The organism is Herbaspirillum sp. Sphag64, from assembly GCF_014192645.1.
Lineage (GTDB): Bacteria > Pseudomonadota > Gammaproteobacteria > Burkholderiales > Burkholderiaceae_D > Herbaspirillum.
On record NZ_JACHYE010000019.1, the window covers coordinates 23,297 to 44,363 of the forward strand.

Below are 21,067 nucleotides of genomic sequence, written 5' to 3' on the forward strand. Positions count from 1 at the left end.
AGTTCTTAATAACTGGAAGGCGCTACGCCATAAGCGTGTCGGAAAGCGCGATTGAAATGACTTTGATCGTAGAACCCGACGTTCTGCGCCACGTCGGTCAGTGTATGTACACCTTGTGCCAGCAGAGTGCAGGCTTGCTCCAGTCGAAGTCTCAGTAGCCAGGCATGGGGTGTCATGCCGACTGTGTGCTTGAACTGACGCAAGAAATGAAAGCGACCGAGCCCGCATAGGGCGGCGAGTGTATCGAGCGTGATTTTTTCAGACAAGTGGGCCAGGCAATAGTCCTTGATCATCTGCCACTGAGCAGGTGCCAATTTCGCATCGACCTTTCCGGGTTGAATCGCGCCGGATTGTGCAAACAGAAAATGTAACTGCGCTAACCATTCGGACTGAATCGCCAGTGCAGATATGCCCACAGGCGAGTGCATCGCTTCGTGCAGGCGCAACAGATGTTTTGCCAGACGTGCATCCTCCAGCAGTCCGGCAGCGAAGTCTGGCTGCCGCTGGCTGCCGGTGATTTCCTGCGCCAGATCCTGTAGCAAACTGGATGATAGTCGAAAGGTCTTGAGTGTGTAGGGACGATTACCTTCACCGATGCCATCGTGAATTTCTCCAGGTGGCATCAAGGCGATACTGCCTGGTGAGGCGACGATACTACCGCCCTGGAAATGTTGGCGTTGCGCACCAACCGTCACCAGACCGATATGGTAATCAAGATGATAGTGACGATCAAAATGAAACTCTGAGAAACGGCCTGTCCCCAGCACCAGGCCGGGGATATCAGCACTACGTTGGTAGTGGACAGCATCGTTCTTTTCAGAAGCCATTGCGTTCAGTTTGCAGACGAGTATTCAGGATTAATGTTCAGGGTCAACGAATCCAGTATAAATCGTGCTGCATTTTACTGATAGCAAGGCACTACGCGGGGTGTCAGGGCAACTCTTCGACCGTATAGTGAATCGATAGCAGTTCCTTTTTTTGCTTGATCTTCACTATCTTGATTTTCCCGATTTGTACCAGCGAAGCGACGTGTGTGCCACCACAGCAAGTCGCAGGTAAATCGCCAAAACTGATCATGCGTTGATGCTCATCCTGAATGATTTTTCTCGGCAGGTTTCTCAATAGCAGGGTATGTGCTTGTGCGGCGATAGTCTCGATATCGATTGCCTGTGCCGTGGCCGTCGCTTCGAAAACAACGCGTGCTTCACCCGGCCAGTGGTGGCCTTTGACAGCCTTCCAGCCATACTGCTCTCCACAGTATCCGAGTAGGTGGCCAGCTGAGTGCAAACGCGCATGCAGCTGTCTTGGGCCTGCAGAAACTTCGATGAAAATTTCTCCTGCTGCCACTGCTTGATCTGTCATGTGTACCACCATCTCGCCGTCTTGCTGCACATGCAGCACATTGGCTGGACCGATCATGCCGACATCAGCTGGTTGCCCGCCGCCTTGTGGATGAAACAGCGTTGCCTGCAGTACCACCGCAAACTGCCCGTTGTCACTTGGCGAACAGCTGATGACGCTGGTGGAGGTGTTTAATTGATCTGTATTGAAATAGAGACGCTCTGTCATTGTTGTCTTCCGACGCTGAACTGCTGCTCTGATGGCAGGGTAGCTACAAGGTTTTGCATACAGGAGAGTAAATGATCAATATCGTTAGTAGTCGTTGCAAAGGAAGTGACAAACCTCGCCACTCCCGGCTCCCATCGGTCATGATAAAAATGAAAACCAGCTTCCAGCAAACCAGCAGTGAGCGCCGCCGGCAAGCGGCAAAATACGATGTTCGATTGCCTTGGCCCCATCACATCGACACCGCGCATTTGCAGCAGCCCGTTAACCAGGCGTTGGGCCATGGCATTGGCTTGTCGTGCATTACGTAACCAGAGGTCGTTTTGTAGATAGGCATCGATCTGGGCGGTGAGAAAGCGCATTTTTGAGAACAGATGTCCTGCGCGTTTACGGCGATATGCCAGTTCGGTCGCGAGACGCTGATCGAAGAGTACGATCGCTTCTGCCCCGGGGACACCATTTTTGGTGGCGCCAAAAGACAGTGCCTTGACACCTGCTTTCCAGGTAATGTCGGCTGGGCTGCATTGCAGGTGGACGAGGGCATTGGCAAAACGTGAGCCGTCCATGTGCAGACCCAGTGAAGAGGAAGTGCAAATATCACCAATGGCACGGACTTCATCGACGCTATAAACGCTACCTAATTCGGTAGCCTGCGTGATACTGACGCAGGATGGCTGAGTTGAGTGGACATCGCCGACCTTCGTGCGGGCGGCTTTCGCCAAGGCTGCTGTATCAATCTTTGCGGCAACGCCATCGATCGTAACGAGTTTGGCACCCCCGGTATAAAACTCCGGGGCGCCACACTCATCGTTGTTGATATGACTTCCCGGGTGGCAGTAGATGTTGCCCCAGGAGGGGGACATCACACTGAGGCACAAGGCATTGGCTGCCGTGCCGGTTGGCACGAGAAAGACGCTAACATCGCACTCAAACAGTTCTGCAAGTCGTTGTTCAATCCGCGCGCTGGCCTGATCGGTTCCATATGAGCTGACTTGTCCCTGATTGCTGGCGACGATGGCTTCGATAATTTCCGGTGATGCACCAGCGATGTTGTCGCTGCTGAATCCCTTCGTTGGCATTCTGCCAAGCTCTTCCTTTACCCAATTCACGATACGCTCCTGACAACGGGACCGATTCCCGTTTTGAAAAGCATCTTAGTTGGGGTAATGTACTTTGTGCTTGTAAAAAATTGACTGGCTACCGCGAATGGCTGAATTTGCTCTCAGCGTATTGTGGCAACGAAGAGACAGCGATATACCGGCTTTCGTATATTAATTAAAAATTAATACGCTATAGTATGTTCACCCGATTCTGACGCTATAGCGTCCGTCGGCCAGACATTTACCTGCTGTGCGCTCAAATGCGAGGAGTCCAAGTTGAACTTGTTAAAGACGATGTCGATTCAAAAAAAGCTGATGATCAGCATGGCGTTTTGCCTCGTATTGTTCTTGCTGATTTCGTCTTTCATCAGCGTGATTCTGACCACGCGAGGTATTCGTGAGCGCGCGGTTAATCAGGAGTTGCCGGCTATTGTGGGCGAAATCCGTAACGATATCTTGCGCCGTATTGGCGAGCCACTCGCCACCACGCAAGCTATTGCCAATAACGCGTATCTGCTGGATTGGGAAAATGATGGGCTCAGCGATGCCGGGCTGGATTCGTGGAAGCGCTATGCAGCTTTGCTCAAGAGTAAAACCGGCGTAGCCTCGGTGATCTGGGCTTCTGGGTCGACCGGTAAATACATGACTGAGGCAGGACTGGATCGAACCTTGTCTCCCGCCAATCCCGCTGATCAGTGGTTTTATGGGTTCCTCAAAGGCGGCAAATCTTATGCGATCGATCTTGACAAGGATGTCAGGTCGGGCCTGTTCATGATGTTCATCAATGTGCGCTATGAGGCTGCCGGTGGCAAGGCCGGTGTGGCAGGTGTCGGTGTGGCGGTTGATGCGATGGCTAGTGCGATCAAGAGCTATACGGTTGGCAATACGGGGTCTGTCTTTCTGGTACGGCCTGATGGAAGCCTACTGATCCATCGTGATCCTCAACTGGCTGATGGCAAACATTTTCTCAAGGACCTGCCAGGATTCAATGGCGATCTCTCTAGCCAATTGCTGGCCGGTCAGAAGTTTGTCAGTTCAAGCTTTTCTGCGCCAGGCGGCACGCAGATCGCAGCCGCTTCCTTTGTACCGGAGCTCAATCTTTATGTCGTCGCCCAGGTGCCCGAGGCAGAAATATTGGGCAATGTATTGCAGTCGCAAATTATCTCTGCCCTCATCGCAGCCCTCATTGGTGGCGGCATTGGTTTGTGTGTGATTTTCGTTGTCAGTCGTGCGATTGCCGGACCGGTCGCTCGTGCCGCCGGTATGCTGGGTGAAATCGCCAGTGGCGATGGTGACCTGACACAGCGCATGGTGGTGGAATCCAAGGATGAAATTGGTGCACTTGCAGATGCGTTTAACCGTTTTGTTTCGTCTCTTAACAAGACGATCGGGGAGGTACGTAAAAGCACCGATGCGATTGCCATCGCCTCCCGGGAAATCGCAAGCGGTAATCTGGATCTATCGAGTCGAACCGAAAATCAGGCATCAAGCCTGGAAGAGACAGCATCGGCGATGGAGGAGCTGACCTCCACTGTGCAGCAAAATGCGGATAACGCCAAACAGGCCAATCAACTGGTGGTGTCGGCATCAGATTTTGCAGTCAAGGGAGGTGATGTGGTCGGGCAAGTGGTGCAGACCATGGGCTCGATCAAGGAAAGCTCGAGCAAGATTGTTGACATCATTTCGGTGATTGACGGGATTGCCTTCCAGACCAATATTCTTGCGCTCAATGCTGCAGTCGAAGCGGCGCGGGCGGGGGAGCAGGGGCGGGGGTTCGCTGTGGTTGCCTCTGAGGTGCGCAGCCTGGCCCAACGGTCTGCTGCGGCCGCCAAGGAAATCAAGGAACTCATCAGCGATTCGGTGGACAAGGTGCAAATGGGCGGTAGTCTGGTCGACCAGGCTGGTGCGGCGATGGAGCACATTGTGACTTCAGTGAAACAGGTAGCCGATATCATGTCCGAGATCGCTGCGGCTAGCGTCGAGCAAAGTTCGGGGATTGGTCAGGTGAATCTTGCCATTACCGAAATGGACAATGCCACCCAGCAAAATGCGGCTTTGGTAGAACAAGCCGCAGCTGCAGCGCAAGCGATGCAGGAGCAGGCTGCCAATTTGCATCGTGTGGTCGGCTCGTTCAAGCTGGATACCGAAAATGGCGCCTTGAGTGAGCGGTCAGAATCTCGAGACTTGGTCATTCACGATTGATTTTCAGCGCGTAGGGAGATCTGGGACGGCGGTGCACTGGCGTCGTGTCGCCACTCATCGAATTTGTTGTAAAAAAATCCCAATTCATTTTTGGGATTGAGGCGTCGGCGCATCCTCACCTATACTTATTGCGCGTGCACCATTTTTCGCGTTTATTTTTTTGGGAGGCCGCCATGGCAATCAATTCTGTCTCGTCAAGCACTGCAGCAGATACTTTTCGTACTCAACAATCCAATCTGAATACCAAACCGGCGACACCTGCTGGTCCTGCCTCGTCAGTGTCCAAGACAAACGACGAGACAGCAAATAGTGTCTCACCTGCGACGCAATCTACATCGCCCCCGACTGGTCCTACTGGTAATTTCATTAATACCACTGCTTGAATCGTCAATAAAACGGTTCAAATGCAAGCACATCGCTTGACCGCAATGTGATGGTTTGGCTCGTACGCGGGGTGTTGGTATTGGGGAAGTGGTGAAGTGAGCAGCGTTAAGCTGTTCACCACGCCAATGAGATATCAGACAATGATGGAGACAATCGCGCCCACTGTAACGGCAGCTGCCATCCATCGCCCGACGGTATAACCATCTGGTGGGATATTTTCGGCTTCTTTTTCGGGGCGCTCCAGGCCTAACGCGCCATAAACAAAACCCTTGGCGTTCGCTGACGTATCCTTTGGACCAGTGTCTTTTACGTTGCCGTCTTTGGAGTAACCATCTTTCGTACTTGCCGGCTTTTGACTGGAGGCAGTCTTGCTGGCAGCAGCTGGCGACTGAGGCTTTTGCTCATCGTGCGCCTGCGCATTGCGTGCCGCATCGCTGATGGTGACTTTATCCTGCTGGACTTGTGGCTTGGCGGAGTCGTCGGCAACGGGCTTTGCCACAACCTTGCTGTCCGAGCCGGCAGTGTTCAGATCAGTTGAACCTGCCCCCGGTGAAACAGTTGTACCGCTGATTTCCATGTTGCCCTCACTTGTGCCGCCTACTATGACGCCTTAAGTTGTATATCGGCAATAGATCCGAAAACTTTAGGCCTTGCTACCTAATATTACAAAATTTTTTCAGATCAGTCTGCACGCGCAGTAAATATTATGAGGCGGGCAATACGTCGTCTTCTGGTCCAGCAATACAACCATCAGCAATCGAGTCCCAGCCGCGGTGAATGACAATCCGGTTGTCCTTGAGGCACATTTCTACCCGGCTGACATTATCCACCCGGTTTTTGACAAATTCCTCGATTGCCGCTGGCATACTCACCTGAAAGATTTTGCGGTCAATATTCTCGGAAGGGTGATCCTTTGTGTGCAGCAAGGGGATCATATGGCCAACCCAGACTACATAACTGTATTTTGCATCAATATCAGTGGGTTTGTAAGCATTTGCTTTCAGCCATGCCTGCGCTTTGTTGCGAAAATCATCGTTGCTGGAAAGATTGCCCCAGGCAAAGGCCAGCATCTCGGCAACCCATTGATTGCAATTCTGATAAATAGTGGAGAAAGCATAAGCATTGGCGCTGTAGTCATTGCCGAGCAACTCTACTGAGAGCTTGTTATCGAGCGCAGTCTTTGCCATGGCATCAGTCTCTGGTTTTGGCAGGAGCAGCACGGACACATAGGATGGAATATTGTCATCATGCGTCATCAGGAAGCCGGATAGGCCCTGATCAAAAATACTTGGCTTTTGGTCTTCGCAACCATAGTAGAGCTGACGTACCGACCATGGTGTGTTCTCGTTTTTTTTGAGGGTAAAGCCGGAGTGGGAATAACGGATATGAAAGCGGGTTAAATCGGTTCCTGAACGCGAGATGATGGCGGCATCGCTTCCCGATTTTTCCAGCACATCCTTGACGACCGAGCTGAAATTGAGCACCTGGTTTTTTTCTGCTGCAGTGAGATTGGCCTCTCGATCACAAAATAAAAACGAGGCGGCATGCACCTGTCCGGCACACAACAGGCACACTAGCTGGGCAAAAAACAGGATTTTTTTCATGCTTGAACGCGGTGCAAAACAGCGGATAGGTAGGGCCGTTACAACTGGCTGCGAGGCGGCATATGGTGCACGACGTCAATGATGACGTCAGATGCCACCCCGGCAGGTATCATGAAACTGAAGCACTAACACACGGTAGCCTGAGACGTCCTGCGGCGGACATTTCAGACTGTGTTGTGCTCAGGAAACTGCTTTTGGCTTGATGTCGTTGAGCAGGTTATCGGCAACTGCGACCGCGAAAGGCTGTTGCGCATATTCCTGAAAAAACGCCACGCCATATGGCTTTGGTACCGCAGTGACGACCTGACCGACACTGATGGTGCTGTGCTGATAATCGGCAGCTGGCATATGCAGGTAAATATCACGGGTACGGTCGTCGCCATCTGCACGCAATGCAATTCTCATACGGTCGGAGCGAGTGTCATCGGCGGCAACATCAGTAATCTTGTAGCCACCTTCGAGCTTGGCAGCATTAACTGCAGCCTTGCTGCTGTTGCTGATGCTGTTGGAGATCGATGTGATAGAGCTGCTGATGCTATCCGATACCGAGATCGAAATTGAGGTCGCAAAGCTTGATGCGAACGGGAGCATGGCAACCAGGGCCAGAAGCACTCCGGCTTTTTTCTGCAAATTCTTTTTCATTTCAGTTACTCCAAAAGTGGTTTGACGAGCTGCCCAACTACCCTGAAAACGGGCCAAAACGGTAGGTTTGTGATAAACATCAGCATGCTGCTGACCGGCAATATACCTCCTCACCCAATCTTTTAATCCTTGGAGCAAAAGACTGTTCTGCTGTTTCACAAACCGACATTCATGGGATGACGCCGATCACGGGTTGAGCGATCTTTCTCCGGGGCAAGTATCGAATGGTGTTTTTCATCATCTCAACACTATATCGGCCGCGCATCAGATTTATTTAAGACTGCAAGCTAAAATTTTTTGTCAGGGCGTATTTGACAATAGTCGCACGCAAGATGCAAGAAATCTGGGATGACTGTTACCTTAAATTTTGGTGTAGACCGGGTACGTTGACATTGTTGTCAATGAAATAATAAATATTGCTCATCATGATCGAACAGCATAACTACTGGCTCAGCATCGGATAGGTGAATCCAATGAAATGGACGGTGTTCAAAAGAAGGTGCAGTCCGATCGAACTTTCGATTTTCTGCGTGCGCTGGAAGGCAATTGCATAGCCGACCCCTGCCAAAGTGGCCACCGCCGCATAGCGCCAGCCACCAGCCAGGTGCGCCAGGCCGAATAACAGCGCTGAAATGCCAACACACGCAGCCTGGCTACGCATAAAACGCTGTAGCTGTCCCTGGATGAAGCCACGAAAGAAGGCTTCTTCGGCGATCACGGTGAAAAAGAGATTGATCCAGAGAAACAGCCCGGTGACAGCGGGTAGCTTTAGTTCGGGGCGTATCAGATCTAGCAGGCACGCACCACCCATGGCAGCAGCAATTGTCCACATGGCTAGCCAGCGGATTTCGCCACGAGTGTGCGCCAGTTCACGCCACGACTGGCAGCGTTTGCAAAACAAAGCCAGCATAATCAATCCTGCACCCGCCTTATCGATATTGGCATACAGCGTTAACGGCACGGCGTCGGCTGACAGACGGGTGGCAGAAATCAGAATGGGATTATTGAAGCCTGGCCAGCGATGCAGCGCCAATGCCAGGGCCAGCATGATGGTCAGTACCATGCAGATGGATTTTTTCCATCCGGCCAGGAGCGAGCTGGTTGCTCGAGAGGCAATCAACCACAGCAGCCCCAAGCCGAGTAATCCCATTGGTGTCAGAAACTGGTAGTACAACGCACTTGCAGCGGCCACCAGTGCCAACGGTATCCAGACTAAGAACTGGCGCTGATTGTTCACGTTGATCGGTGCGAGCCAGACACTTGCGATAGTGAGCGTCAGTAAGCAGATGGATAAGATCATTCGTTGGGATACCTATTCAAAATATACGGTTTCAGTGAATATGTTGCGCATTTGACGTACGTCTGTGCAGCCTCCACTGAAGACAGGATGTGACCGTACTGGTAAATTAAGCTGGCGTCTATTGTGGGTGGTAATTTATACATGTTGCTACCGTTACCTTGACTCTGACCCCAGCCTTCACCTTCAATGCCGATGACACGAATTTTCTATGCCGCTGAGCGGCTCACACGTTTTCTTTTTCTCTATTGCCTGCTGGCCTGGCGCGCAGTGCCGATGGCACAGAGCGGATCTGCCATCGATGCCGCTGGCGTTTCGGCGATGCCTGTGGATGCATCGCTGGTCGGTGCGTTTGCCCCTGAGGGAACCTTGCGGGCAGCAATCAATCTGGGCAATCCTGTGTTGGCCAGTCTCGATACCCTCACCGGCAAGCCGGTCGGCGTATCGGTCGACCTGGCGCAGGAACTGGCACGCCGACTTGGCGTTGGGTTGGAACTGGTAGCGGTGCCGGCAGCCGGAGCATCCGTTGAGAAGGTGGTGCAGGGGCAGGCCGACATCGGATTTTTTGCGATTGATCCCTTGCGTGGGGAGCAAATCAGTTTTACCGCCCCCTATGTGTTGATTGAAGGCTATTACGCAGTGCGAACTGCGTCAACGATTACCAGTAATGCCGAGGTTGATCGGCCAGGGGTTACCGTCGCCGTCGGCAAAGGTAGTGCTTATGATCTGTTCCTGAGCCGCGAACTGCGGCAGGCAAGGATTGTGCGCATGCCGACGTCGCCGGCCGTCGTGCCAGAATTTCTGGAGCAGCATCTGACGGTTGCTGCTGGCGTGCGGCAACAGCTTGAACGGGATGCGGCACGTTTGGGTGGCTTACGGATTCTGGATCAACGCTTCATGGTGATTCGCCAGGCCATGGGTATTCCAAAGGCGCGCGGTGAGGCTGCCAGCCGCTATCTCTCAGCATTTGTCGAGCAGATGAAGGCGTCGGGCTTTGTTGCTGCCTCACTGGCGCGGCATCAGATTGATGGTGCCATCGTCGCCGGTCCCAACGATTGATGCTGCTAGGTCGAGGAAAATCATTGTCCGGCGTCTAGCGGATTCGAATTTTAAGTAGAACGTTCTCGGCGATGGCCAGTGATGAGGTCAATCCTGGCGATTCGATGCCAAACAGATTCACTAGCCCCGGCACGCCGTGCTCCGATGGCCCCTGAATCATGAAGTCGGCGGGAGGTTCGCCCGGACCTGAAAGCTTGGGACGAATACCTGCATAGCCAGGCTGTAGTGCACCGTCTGGAAGTGCTGGCCAGTATTGTCGGATAGCCGCATAGAAACTGTCCGCCCGACGTGGATCAACTTGATAGTCAATATGTTCGGTCCACTCAACATCTGGGCCGAAACGTGCCTGACCACCCAAATCAATAGTTAAATGTACTCCCAGTCCACCAGGTTCCGGGATGGGATAAATCAGGCGTGAAAAAGGTGAGCGGCCAGAAAGACTGTAGTAATTACACTTGGCTAGATGGAGCCTTGGTATTTTGTCTGAATCGAGTCCCGTTAAGGTATGGGCAATCTGTTGTGCCTGCAGGCCAGCGCAGTTGATGACAATATCCGCACATAGTGTCGTTGGTTGCTGTCCGGTAATTTACAATGTGATGCCGTTTGTAGAAGAACTTCCGGCAATTACTGGCGAGGCAAATGCAAGCACGCCACCGGCGGCTTCGCAGTCAGCCTGAAGCGATAGCATAAAGGCGTGACTATCGACGATTCCGGTACTACTGCTATGCAGTGCTGCTACACAAGAAAGTTGCGGTTCGCTCTTGCAGGCATGTGTACCTGATAGCATCTCGAGCCCGTCCACGCCGTTGTTTCGACCTGCCATGTGCAGATCTTCGAGCAAAGCAATTTGTTGTGTTGAAGTCGCGACAATGAATTTTCCACATCGTGCATGAGCTATTCCACGCGCTTCGCAGTAGTCATATAGTAGATCTCTTCCACGCACACATAGCTGTGCCTTGAGTGAATTGGGCGGGTAGTAAATGCCTGCATGCACCACCTCGCTGTTGCGCGAGCTTATACCTGTACCAATAGCGGGTTCGCTTTCAATGACAACCGTTTCCAGTCCGCGTTGTGCTAGTGCGCGCGCGATTGCAAGACCCACAACCCCAGCACCGATCACAATACAATCAACTTTTTCCATTCAAAACGATCCTCTGCACATGAATCTGCGTTTCGCTCTTCATATAATTTCGTTAAGTGCGCAATTCTAACTTCGTAAGTGATAGCCATCATGCCACTTGATTCGATTTTGGCTATGCAGTTGATTGCATCCGGACAGTAGACATTATTGCTGGCAACGTTGGTGAAAAAAACGCCTGCGCTACCAATAACGGGTTACGCAGGCATATTTTTTTACGACAGACGTTAAATCGGTGCCGCTGGAGCGGTTAGCTAAAACTCTTCCCAAGAGTTGTCGTCAGTAGCCGCTTCCTTCCTGCCTGCCTTGGGCACGCTCACGGCCTTGCTCTCGGGAGCAGGCTTGGGCTTAGCTGGGGCTGTCTTGGTCGAGGCTGCAGCAGGTTTGTTCTTAAGTGCGGCAACCGATGGCGTGATGTCGACCGTCCGTTTGACTTCCGGCTTTCTCACCGGCGCTGCTTGGGCGTGATCGTGTAGTTTGAAACCTGCAACAGCCTTGGCCAGATTGGCTGCCTGCTCCTGCAGGGATTGCGCCGCTGCCGCTGCCTGTTCGACCAGTGCAGCATTTTGTTGTGTTGCCTGATCCATCATGGTGATCGCCCGACCAATTTCACCGATACCGGCACTTTGCTCCTGGCTTGCGGCACTGATTTCTCCCACGATATCGGTTACCCGCCGCACGCTGGAAACCACTTCTGTCATCGTGCTACCTGCTTGTTCGACCAGCTGACTGCCAGCGTCGACCTCGCTGACCGAGGCATCAATGAGTACCTTGATTTCCTTGGCGGCAGTGGCGCTGCGTTGCGCCAGGCTGCGCACTTCAGAAGCGACAACGGCAAAACCACGGCCTTGTTCACCAGCCCGGGCCGCTTCGACCGCGGCATTGAGCGCCAGGATATTGGTCTGGAAGGCAATTCCGTCAATCACGCTGATGATATCGACGATCTTGCGTGCCGAGGTATTGATGGAACCCATGGTATCGACCACCTGCGCGACCACGGCACCGCCTTGCGTTGCGACTTCCGAGGCAGAGACAGCCAGCTGATTGGCCTGGCGCGCGTTATCGGCATTTTGTTTCACGGTGGATGTCAATTGCTCCATTGCCGAGGCTGTTTCTTCCAGTGAGCCCGCTTGCTGTTCAGTACGCCCTGACAAGTCGAGATTGCCGCTGGCGATTTCGCCGGATGAGGTTTTGACGGACTCGCTGGCATCACGGATTTGTCGCAAGGTGCCTGCGATTTTTTCGACAAAGCTGTTGAAGGAACTGGCAATCTGAGCCAACTCATCATTGCCGTGGGTGTCGATACGACGTGTCAGGTCACCTTCGCCAGAAGCAATATCCTCCAGCGCATCACGGACCACGCCGAGTCGTTTGAGCAATCCGGTGATGGTCAAGGTCAAGAGGAGTGCGGCTGCAGCAATGGCCAATATAGCTGCCACTGCCGAGGTAGTCATCAGCGCACGAATCGAGTGGGTTGCTTCACCGTAGTTTGTTGCTACCGCCAGTGACCAGTCGGTGCCGTCAATTGGATGCACATACAGCAGATACCGTACGCCGTTGAGTGTGATTTCACCCCCTTGGCTGAAGGAAGCAAGACTCTGTGCCGTCAGGGCCGGGTCGAGTGCCGAAATAGGTTTGAGTGCCAATTCTTTGTTGGGATGCGTGATGATAACGCCATTCTTGTCGACAATGAAGGCAAAACTGTTGGGGGTTGGTTTGATGCCAGCGACATTGCGCACGACGGTGTCAAGCACGACATCCGAGCCGAGCACCGCCTTGAGGTCGTTCTTGTCGCCCACGGGCTCGGCAAAGGTGACGACCAGTTTGCCGGTGGTGGCATCAACATAGGGAGCAGTCAATACCGGAGTGCCTGCATCCACGGCCTGTTTGTACCAAGGGCGAGCAGTCGGATCATAGCCTGCTGGCATGGGATGCGGCGACAGCATGCGTTTATCGGGATAGCCAATGTAGGCATCATCAAATGCCCCTGCTTCCTTGGCTTCCAGAACGGCTGGAAGTGGATCTGATTGTTTGAGTGCCTGCTTCATGGCGCTAGTGATGGTGCGCTTGCTGCGGACCCATTCAACGATATTGGCAGCGTGAGTCTCTGTCAGTTGAGCCATCTGGGTGTGTAGCGTCTCTAGCGTATCGCTTCTGACACTGATGATATTGGCCGCGCTGAGCGCGATCATGGCAAATGCCACAATCAACGCGCAGATCACGATGAGCTTGGTGCGCAATGAGGACAGCATGGATTCTCCCCTGAGTGAACGAAATAGTCGAACCCGCGCTGCCCGTGACGGCGGTAGCGCGACGTAGATAAAACGTGTCTGAGGCGGAGGCGTCGCGATTCATTTGTTCGCAATCTTTATCGCTCAGGTAAAGCAGTCAACCAACAAATCAGAATTTAGCGCGGGGGAGCAATAAAATTCTGGTAAGCAATCGAAATTAATCTGCTGTTAAACCCACTCTTGCTGAGAAGAGTGCCACAGGTTTATTGATTTATCCACAACCAGCGGGGATAAATCATTCCTTTTTACAACTGTTGTTATTCGATGAAATGCCATGTTCGAGGGCGTACCAGGAAGGAGCGGTGGCTTTTGCAGCGCGGGAGGCTAAGAGGCTGTTGCGAAATTACCGTGGCGTTGTTGCGGCCCCTTGTCGTACTAATCGTACTAATCGTACTGTCTGCGTCACCGCGCCTCGCCACGCTATTTTCGCAACAACCTCTCAGTAACCTGGCTGGAGGGCGCGTGCCCCGTGTCAGGGTTGACTACGGGGCGCGGTGCTACAGGTTTTTTATGGCTATTGCGTACTACCACCATCCCGGTTTTCTTCATGATCAATACCCATGGCCTGGAACAGGGTTGCGGTATCGGCAAGACGCGCAGCCGTGGCGCGAATCTCAGTCAGACGAGCATTATGGAACTGCTTCTCGCTAGCGCGTGCCGTGCCAGGTGCGATCGCGCCTAGTGCCAATCGCCGTTGCGCGTCATGCCAGCTTCGCTCGCTGTGTTGCCGGGCATTGCCGGCGGCCTGTACCGTATCGGCATCATGCGTCAGTGCGCTGAGGCTATCGGCAACATTCTGAAAAGCATTCAGAACGGTTTGCCGGTAATTATCCTGGGCTGCCTCAAAGGCATCATGAGCGGCGCGCTTCTTGGCTTGCAGTGCGCCACCATGAAACAGCGGATGGGTTAATGAGCTGCCAATGCCCCACACCGCGCCTGCACCGCCGATAGCAGATGGCCAGGTAAAACCGGCTTGACCAAAAGAGGCGCTGATCGACAGGCTTGGATAGAGCTGGGCGGTAGCAACAGCTTCCTCTGCGCCTGCCACCTTGAGTGCAGCATCGGCGGCAAGAATGTCAGGACGCTGGCGTAGCAGGTCTGACGGGATGGATATCGGGATGTTGGCTGGCAGTGTCACACTCGCCAGGTCCAGATCTGGCGGTGCAGCATCCGGTGTGCGTCCCATCAGTACTGCCAGCGCATGACGGGTAGCTTGCCACTGTGCCTGTAGCGAAGGCAGACTGGTGCGTAGTGACTCCGCATTGGTTTGTGCTGCCAGTACATCATCCTGAGAAGAAGCTCCTAATGCATGTCGTTGCTGTGCTTCAGCCGCATCGGCATCGGCCAGCGCGATCAGGCGTTGCGTGGCTTCTACCTGTGCCTTCAAGGCTGCACTATTGATGGCAGCAATGACCAGATTGGCGGCGACGGTACGGCGTGCCGCATCAAGCTGGTAAGACTGCGCATCAATTTGTGCTGCCAGGGCAGAATTGGCATAGCGAGCCACACCAAACAGGTCAAATGTATAACTGGCACTGATCTCGCCGGCAAAGGTGTTGTAGAGGTTGGTTGGAGTACCAAGATTGGGTAAGCCCAAAGCCCGCTGGCGATTGCTTTGCAAAGTGGCATCCACGCTGGGCAGTAATGTCTCGCCAATTTGTGCCCGCAGCTGTTCACGTGCACCTTGCAGATTGTGCTGTGCCTGCGTCAGTGTGTGATTGTTGCGCAAGGCTTCATCAATCCATGCGGATAACGGCGCGCATTGGAACGCTTGCCACCATTGCGGGATCAGGCGCTCACCCAGCGCAAAATGTTGTTGCGCACCTTCCGGGCCAACCACCTGCGGTGTGGTGTTTACGCCGTACTGTTGCGGTTGCGGCATGCTCGGTGCCTCAGCGTTAGGACCCATGGTGCAGGCGGCCAGCGCCAGACTGGTCAGTACTGGCAACAGTGCGATGGATACGGACTTTCTGGCGCGAGTGTGGGTACGCATCAGTGGCTCCCTTCAGGTGTTGCGCCGGTACCATTTTGGTCGGCATGGTGCGTTTCTGTCGGTTTGACGCGGTAGCACAAGGCATACAGCGCAGGCAGATAAAACAGGGTGAGGATGGTGGCAACGGTGATACCCCCCATCAGCGCAGTCGCCATTGGTCCAAAGAAGTTGCTGCGCAGGAGCGGAATCAGCGCCAGAACGGCGGCTGCCGCAGTCAAGGTAATCGGGCGGAAACGTCGCACAGTGGCACCGACAATAGCATCAAAGCGACCGCGTCCGGCACGGATATCCTGATCAATCTGGTCCACCAGGATCACCGAATTGCGCATGATGATGCCCAACATGGCGATGGTGCCGAGCATTGCAACAAAACCGAACGGTTTGTGGAATAACAGCAAGGCTGCGACCACGCCAATCATTCCCAATGGCGCAGTCAGCACCACCATGATGACCCGACCGAAGCTTTGCAATTGCACCATCAGCAGCACCAGCACCGCGATCAGCATCAATGGCATCTGCGCTGCAATGGATGACTGACCCTTGGCACTTTCTTCGACTGAGCCGCCGATTTGAATCCGATAGCCAACCGGCAGTTGGGTACGCAATGTGCTCAGTTTGGTATCAATCGCATTGGTCACGTCAATGCCTTGCACACCGCTGACTACATCCGCCTGCACCGTGATGGTGGATTGTCGGTCACGTTCCCAGATGACGCCATATTCCAGGTCATAGCGCACGTGTCCGAGTGTCGCCAGCGGCACAGCCCCATTGGCGGTTGGCATGGCCAGTGTTTCCAGGCGCGAGGGATCAACCCGTTCCATTTTGGGTGCGCGCAGATCAATGCTGATGAGTTTGTCGCGCTGACGGAACTGGGTCACCGTGTAACCAGAGAGTTGCATGGCCAGGAAGTTGGCAATCTGTTCAGAGCTGACTCCCAACTCTGCCGCACGTTGTTGATCGACCTCAAAGCTGGCGGAGCGTTGTGCCGGCTCATCCCAGTCCAGCTGTACGTTCTGTGTGCGGGGTTCCTGGCGGATTTGTGCTGCGACCTTCTCGGCGATGGCTCGTACCTCATCGATCTTGTCACCACTGACGCGGAACTGCACCGGGAAGCCGACAGGTGGCCCGTTTTCCAGGCGCGTCAGACGGGTGCGCAGGCCACCGAATTGCTCACGCAAAGGTGCGTCGAGCGACTTGGCCAGTTTTTCGCGGTCTTCTACGGACCTCGTGGTGACCACAAATTGCGCAAAGTTGGCACTCGGCAGTTGCTGATCCAGCGGCAGATAAAAACGTGGTGCACCGGTACCGACGAAGTTGATTACATGGTCCACTTCCGGACGGCCTTTAAGTAGCGCTTCCATCCGGATCGCTTCCCGCTGGGTTGCTTCGAACGATGCGCGTTCCGGCAGACGTAAATCAATCAGCAATTCAGGACGGTCCGAGCTGGGGAAGAACTGCTGTGGCACCAGGCCAAATGCGGCCATGGCACCGACGAACAATAGTGCTGTTGCCAGCACGACGCGACCACGATGGATCACGCACCATGACACCACACGCCGCAAGCGCTGGTAGACACGGGTCTGATAGATCGGATGGTCATGGTCCTCTTCATGCGGCCCATCCTCATGCACTTCCTGCTGGTCAGCACCCGGTTTCTCTTTGAGGATGTGATATCCCAGTAGTGGAATCAGGATCACTGCAGCGAGCCAGGAAACAATCAGCGCGATGGCCGACACTTCAAAAATCGAGCGCGTATATTCGCCGGTGCTGGATTTGGCCATGGCAATCGGCAGAAAACCAGCCACGGTGACCAAGGTGCCGGTCAGCATCGGAAAGGCGGTACTGATATAGGCGAAGGCAGCTGCTCGCGTGCGGTTCCAGCCTTGCTCCAGTTTGACCGCCATCATCTCGACTGCGATGATCGCATCATCCACCAGCAGGCCCAATGCCAGTACCAGTGTTCCCAGCGACACCTTGTGCAAGCCAATATCGAACAGGTACATGAACAGTGCGGTAACTGCCAGCACAATCGGGATCGAAATCACCACCACCATGCCAGTACGCAGACCCAGCGACAACAGACTGACGACCAGCACGATACCGACTGCCTCGGCAACGGCTTCCAGAAAATCATCGACCGAGCGCGCTACCGCATCCGGCATACTCGATACCGCGTTGAGCGTGAGTCCTGCTGGCAGGCGTTTGCGCAATGCCGTGGTCTGTTCATCCAGTGCACGACCAAGCCGGATCACGTCGCCGCCGGGTTGCATGGTCACGCCAATCCCCAGCACCGGTTTGCCATTGGAGCGCATCTCTTGTTGCTGCGGCTCGTCATAGCCAAAACGGATAGTGGCAATATCGCCCAATCTGAAACTGCGCCCATTGATGCGGATGAGCTTGTCGCTTATCGATTGCAGGTCAGTGAATTGACCGGTCGGGCGGACATATACCCGGTCATTGTCAGTCGTGATCAAGCCACCCGGTGCGACAACGTTCTGACTGCTGATCAGATCACCTAGCTGCTGGGGATTGATTCCCAGGCGCGTCATCTGACTGTTCGAAATGTCGATATAGATATGCTGCTCACGGTCGCCAAAGTAATCGATCTTGCCGACACCCGGAACCTTCAACAGTTCGCCGCGCAACTGGTCGGCATAGTCATGCAACTGTGCCGGAGAAAAACCATCACCCTCAAGTGAGTAGATATTGGTATAGACATCGCCGAATTCATCATTGAAATACGGGCCCTTGACACCGCCAGGTAGGGTCCCGGCCATATCACCAACCTTTTTGCGGACCTGATACCAGGTTCCGGCAACCTGGCTGGCGGGTGCGCTGTCCTTGATCGTAAAGAAGAGTTGAGACTCTCCCGGGCGGGAATAACTGCGCAGGAAATCGACATCCGGCGTTTCCTGCAATTTACGGGCAATGCGATCAGTAATCTGTTCCTGTACCTGGCGCGCAGTTGCTCCCGGCCAGTTGGTCTGGATCACCATGACCTTGAAGGTGAACGGGGGGTCTTCAGATTGCGAAAGATTATTGTAGGAACGAATGCCCAGCAAGGTCACCAGCGCGAGAATAAAGGTCACCAGCGCCTGATGTTGCAGGGTCCAGGAAGACAGGTTGAAACGTCCTGAGCCACTCATGATGCGAAGTCCTCAGCATGCAGTGGGGCAACCGGGTTGACCTTGTCACCGGCAGTGAGCGTGTGCACGCCTTGCACCACGATCTTTTCGCCAGCAGCAAGACCGCTGCTGATTGTCACACTGCGCTCACCGTAGGTACTGACGGTGACTGTGCGCAGTTCGAGCTTGCTGTCATCTGCACGGACGATCCAGACAGCCGGCCGATCACCTTGATGAAACAGGGCGGTTGAAGGTACACGAATGGCTTGTCCTGCAGCCGCATTGGTGCCGGTGTCGATCGCTACGACACCGGTCATCCCCAGTCGCAACGCAGGATCAACGTCGTCCAGCGTTACCTTGATGCGATAGGTCCGGCTTTGTGGATCGGCTGCCGGACTGATCTCACGGACATGACCAGTGAAACGACCCGCTGGCAATGCTGATAGTGTCAGCACAGAAGGTGCTCCGACCTGAATCTTCGTAACCTGATTTTCGGCGGCTTCTGTCGTGATGTCCGTTGCTCCCGACCAGGCCAATGAAAAGACCGCCTGTCCCGCTGTCAGCACTGCGCCGGTATCGGCCAGTTCGGCGGTGATGACCCCGTCATGCGGTGACACCAGATTGGTATAGCGATGCTGATTGTCGGCCACGGTAGCCCGCGCCTGTGCGGATTTGAACTGTGATTGTGCTGCTGCGTAGGCATCCTGGGTTTGTTCCAGTTGCTGACTGCTGATCAATTTCTCCTGCGCTTGTGCTGTATCGCGCTGCCACTGCTTTTCTGCCGCTTCCAGATGTTGTCGCGCTGCTGATAGATCGGCTGCAGCACTGGCAGCGTTTTGCTCGGCATCGACCGCATCCAGGCGCGCCAGAATATCGCCACGATGCACCTTGTCACCAAGGTGAACGCGTCGTTCAAGCAATTGACCAGCGACGCGAAATGACATTGGCGTAGTGAAGCGGGCTTGCAGCTCTGCCGGCAACTGCAATTGTGCCGAGCTGGAAATGGTCTGCGCTGGCAAAACTACCACTTCATGTGGCGCGACGACGGTTGGTGGCTGATCGTGACAGGCTACCAGCATCCCGATCAGCGTCAGCATCAGTAGATTCTTGCCAGTTGTGATGCGAAGTGGAATGTGGGTTTGTGGTGCGTCAGGTGGCAAGGCAATGCCTGTGCGGCGGCGGGGAAGGGCGGGCTTCACGAAATTCCTTTCTGGAATGAGGACAATTGACCGACTTCGCCAGCGCGTGTCCGCAGCGGAGGTCCTTTTTTATTCTAATTCATATATGAATTCGGATGCAATGATGTATTTGAATTCGACAGTGTTAAAATACAACCATGAATCGTCAACGCCTAAGTCGCGAGCAAAGTCGCGAACAGACCCGTGAACGCCTGTTGGCAGCAGCCCATGATGTCTTTGTGCAGAAGGGGTTTGCCCATGCCAGCGTCGAAGAAATCACTTCTGCTGCGGGATATTCTCGCGGCGCTTTTTATTCCAATTTTGAAGACAAGACCGAGTTGTTCTTTGAGTTGATGGACCGAGAAAGCGCGGTGATCGAATCACAATTTCGGGAGTTACTGGAAGCGCCGATGCTGGATCCGGCCCATTTGTACGCGCAACTGGTGGACTACTACAGCACGCTGGTATCGAAAGATACGTCTAGTTTGTTGTGTATGGACGCCAAGATTGTCGCTCTGCGTGACGAGAAGTTTCGGATCCGGCTCAATCAGTTTCAGGAAGAGCGGCACCAGCAGATCGCTGGCTTTATCGAGGCTTACGCCAGATTGACCGGGATGACGCCGTTGGCACCGGTTGATGACATTGCGATTGGCTTGCTGGCCTTGTGTGAAGGGGTGAGTTTTGCGCATCGCTGTGATCCCCAGCGCATTGATGCTGCTACCGGCTCGGCAGTATTGTCTTATTTTCTCAGAAGTGCGATTGCACTACCGCAGCCATTTGCGGTCCCCACAACGACCTCGAAGAAAAAATAATCACCTCCGATCGTCCGGGTCAGTTAGTGAAGAATATGAGCTTGTTGTGCTAATCCCTTGTTTTATCTGAAACCGACTTACCGTTTGGTAGGATCCGATGTTTTTTCCCCATTGAAAAATCTCCGATATTTTTTTCTTGTCAATTATTTTGTTTGTATTTTTGTGGAAAATTACAACACTCATGGTGTTTTAAAACCTTCGCAAAGTAGCAAAGTTACTTGTAATATTAGTACATGCATCAAGCAGTTTAGCGGTAAATAGGGTGCTGCAGCTGCGCATAGGTCGATAAAGTGACGTAGTTGCGATAAAAAACAATGGAAATAATTTTTTTAGTGTGTAGAATTAACTAAAATTTTTAGTAAAACTACATAAAATGTAGGCGGCGAAAAACGGAGAACCGATCACATGGTTCCCTGGAGACATTGCCAATAAGAAAAGAATTCGAGTGCAACGCTCGAAACATAGTGGACGTCCCACAAGCATATTTAGGAGATGAAATGAAAAAAGCATCAAAGGTCGCATTTATTGCGAAGCCGCTTGCTGTCGCGGCTGTGTTGTCTTGCGCCTGCGCAGCAGCTCAGGCCCAATCCAATGTGACCATCTACGGTCGTATCGACGCTGGTGTGAACTATCAGAGTGGAGTTCAGATTGGCTCTACCACAAAGACTGGCACCCA

Annotated in this window: 15 protein-coding genes and 1 pseudogene; 4 read left to right on the forward strand and 12 right to left on the reverse strand. The window is 53.6% G+C overall.

Annotation, left to right across the window (positions count from 1 at the left end):
• Window positions 1-5: 5 nt before the first annotated feature.
• The 3 genes from FHW66_RS19465 to FHW66_RS19475 form a co-directional block, all read right to left on the reverse strand.
• Entirely contained in the window at window positions 6-827 is an 822-nt protein-coding gene (locus tag FHW66_RS19465; protein WP_183381495.1) for an AraC family transcriptional regulator, read from the reverse strand.
• 103 nt (window positions 828-930) lie between these two features.
• Window positions 931-1,569, reverse strand: coding sequence for an alanyl-tRNA editing protein (locus FHW66_RS19470; RefSeq protein ID WP_183381496.1), 639 nt, complete (start codon window positions 1,567-1,569; stop codon window positions 931-933).
• Window positions 1,566-2,645, reverse strand: coding sequence for a low specificity L-threonine aldolase (locus tag FHW66_RS19475; RefSeq protein ID WP_183381497.1), 1,080 nt, complete (start codon window positions 2,643-2,645; stop codon window positions 1,566-1,568). Before FHW66_RS19475 ends, FHW66_RS19470 begins: the two co-directional genes overlap by 4 nt.
• 297 nt (window positions 2,646-2,942) lie before the next feature.
• Here FHW66_RS19475 and FHW66_RS19480 point away from each other — a divergent pair, with 297 nt between their 5' ends.
• Window positions 2,943-4,868: a methyl-accepting chemotaxis protein gene (locus tag FHW66_RS19480; RefSeq protein WP_255459078.1), complete on the forward strand. Its 1,926-nt coding sequence runs from the start codon at window positions 2,943-2,945 to the stop codon at window positions 4,866-4,868.
• Window positions 4,869-5,385: 517 nt separating this feature from the next.
• Here the strand turns inward: FHW66_RS19480 and FHW66_RS19485 are convergent.
• The 4 genes from FHW66_RS19485 to FHW66_RS19500 all read right to left on the reverse strand — a co-directional run bounded on the left by FHW66_RS19485 (window position 5,386) and on the right by FHW66_RS19500 (window position 8,798).
• Entirely contained in the window at window positions 5,386-5,829 is a 444-nt protein-coding gene (locus FHW66_RS19485) for a hypothetical protein (protein ID WP_183381498.1), read from the reverse strand.
• Between the two features lie 127 nt (window positions 5,830-5,956).
• Complete coding sequence (locus FHW66_RS19490; RefSeq protein ID WP_370543504.1) at window positions 5,957-6,706, reverse strand: DUF2145 domain-containing protein; 750 nt, start codon at window positions 6,704-6,706, stop codon at window positions 5,957-5,959.
• A 330-nt stretch (window positions 6,707-7,036) separates the two neighbouring features.
• Window positions 7,037-7,657, reverse strand: coding sequence for a hypothetical protein (locus FHW66_RS19495; RefSeq protein WP_183381500.1), 621 nt, complete (start codon window positions 7,655-7,657; stop codon window positions 7,037-7,039).
• A 283-nt stretch (window positions 7,658-7,940) separates the two neighbouring features.
• Complete coding sequence (locus FHW66_RS19500) at window positions 7,941-8,798, reverse strand: CPBP family intramembrane glutamic endopeptidase (RefSeq protein WP_183381501.1); 858 nt, start codon at window positions 8,796-8,798, stop codon at window positions 7,941-7,943.
• Between the two features lie 318 nt (window positions 8,799-9,116).
• On the opposite strand from FHW66_RS19500, the gene FHW66_RS19505 reads away from it, so the two are divergent.
• Window positions 9,117-9,854 (forward strand): ABC transporter substrate-binding protein, encoded by a 738-nt coding sequence (locus FHW66_RS19505; RefSeq protein WP_183381510.1) that lies wholly within the window; start codon window positions 9,117-9,119, stop codon window positions 9,852-9,854.
• A gap of 34 nt (window positions 9,855-9,888) precedes the next feature.
• Here the strand turns inward: FHW66_RS19505 and FHW66_RS19510 are convergent.
• From FHW66_RS19510 to FHW66_RS19530, 5 genes and pseudogenes are all read right to left on the reverse strand, one after another.
• Window positions 9,889-10,995: pseudogene (locus FHW66_RS19510) on the reverse strand (NAD(P)/FAD-dependent oxidoreductase).
• A gap of 251 nt (window positions 10,996-11,246) precedes the next feature.
• Window positions 11,247-13,244 (reverse strand): methyl-accepting chemotaxis protein, encoded by a 1,998-nt coding sequence (locus FHW66_RS19515; protein ID WP_183381502.1) that lies wholly within the window; start codon window positions 13,242-13,244, stop codon window positions 11,247-11,249.
• A 553-nt stretch (window positions 13,245-13,797) separates the two neighbouring features.
• Window positions 13,798-15,276: an efflux transporter outer membrane subunit gene (locus tag FHW66_RS19520; RefSeq protein WP_183381503.1), complete on the reverse strand. Its 1,479-nt coding sequence runs from the start codon at window positions 15,274-15,276 to the stop codon at window positions 13,798-13,800.
• The gene (locus tag FHW66_RS19525; RefSeq protein WP_183381504.1) at window positions 15,276-18,422 is read right to left on the reverse strand and encodes an efflux RND transporter permease subunit; all 3,147 of its coding nucleotides are present in this window, start codon (window positions 18,420-18,422) and stop codon (window positions 15,276-15,278) included. Before FHW66_RS19525 ends, FHW66_RS19520 begins: the two co-directional genes overlap by 1 nt.
• A complete protein-coding gene (locus tag FHW66_RS19530; RefSeq protein WP_183381511.1) occupies window positions 18,419-19,498 on the reverse strand; it encodes an efflux RND transporter periplasmic adaptor subunit in 1,080 nt (359 codons plus the stop codon). The genes FHW66_RS19525 and FHW66_RS19530 overlap by 4 nt, the downstream gene beginning before the upstream one ends.
• A 239-nt stretch (window positions 19,499-19,737) precedes the next feature.
• Here FHW66_RS19530 and FHW66_RS19535 point away from each other — a divergent pair, with 239 nt between their 5' ends.
• Window positions 19,738-20,391 (forward strand): TetR/AcrR family transcriptional regulator, encoded by a 654-nt coding sequence (locus FHW66_RS19535; protein WP_183381505.1) that lies wholly within the window; start codon window positions 19,738-19,740, stop codon window positions 20,389-20,391.
• A gap of 497 nt (window positions 20,392-20,888) precedes the next feature.
• A partial coding sequence (locus FHW66_RS19540) for a porin (RefSeq protein WP_183381506.1) occupies window positions 20,889-21,067 on the forward strand: 179 nt, incomplete at its 3' end.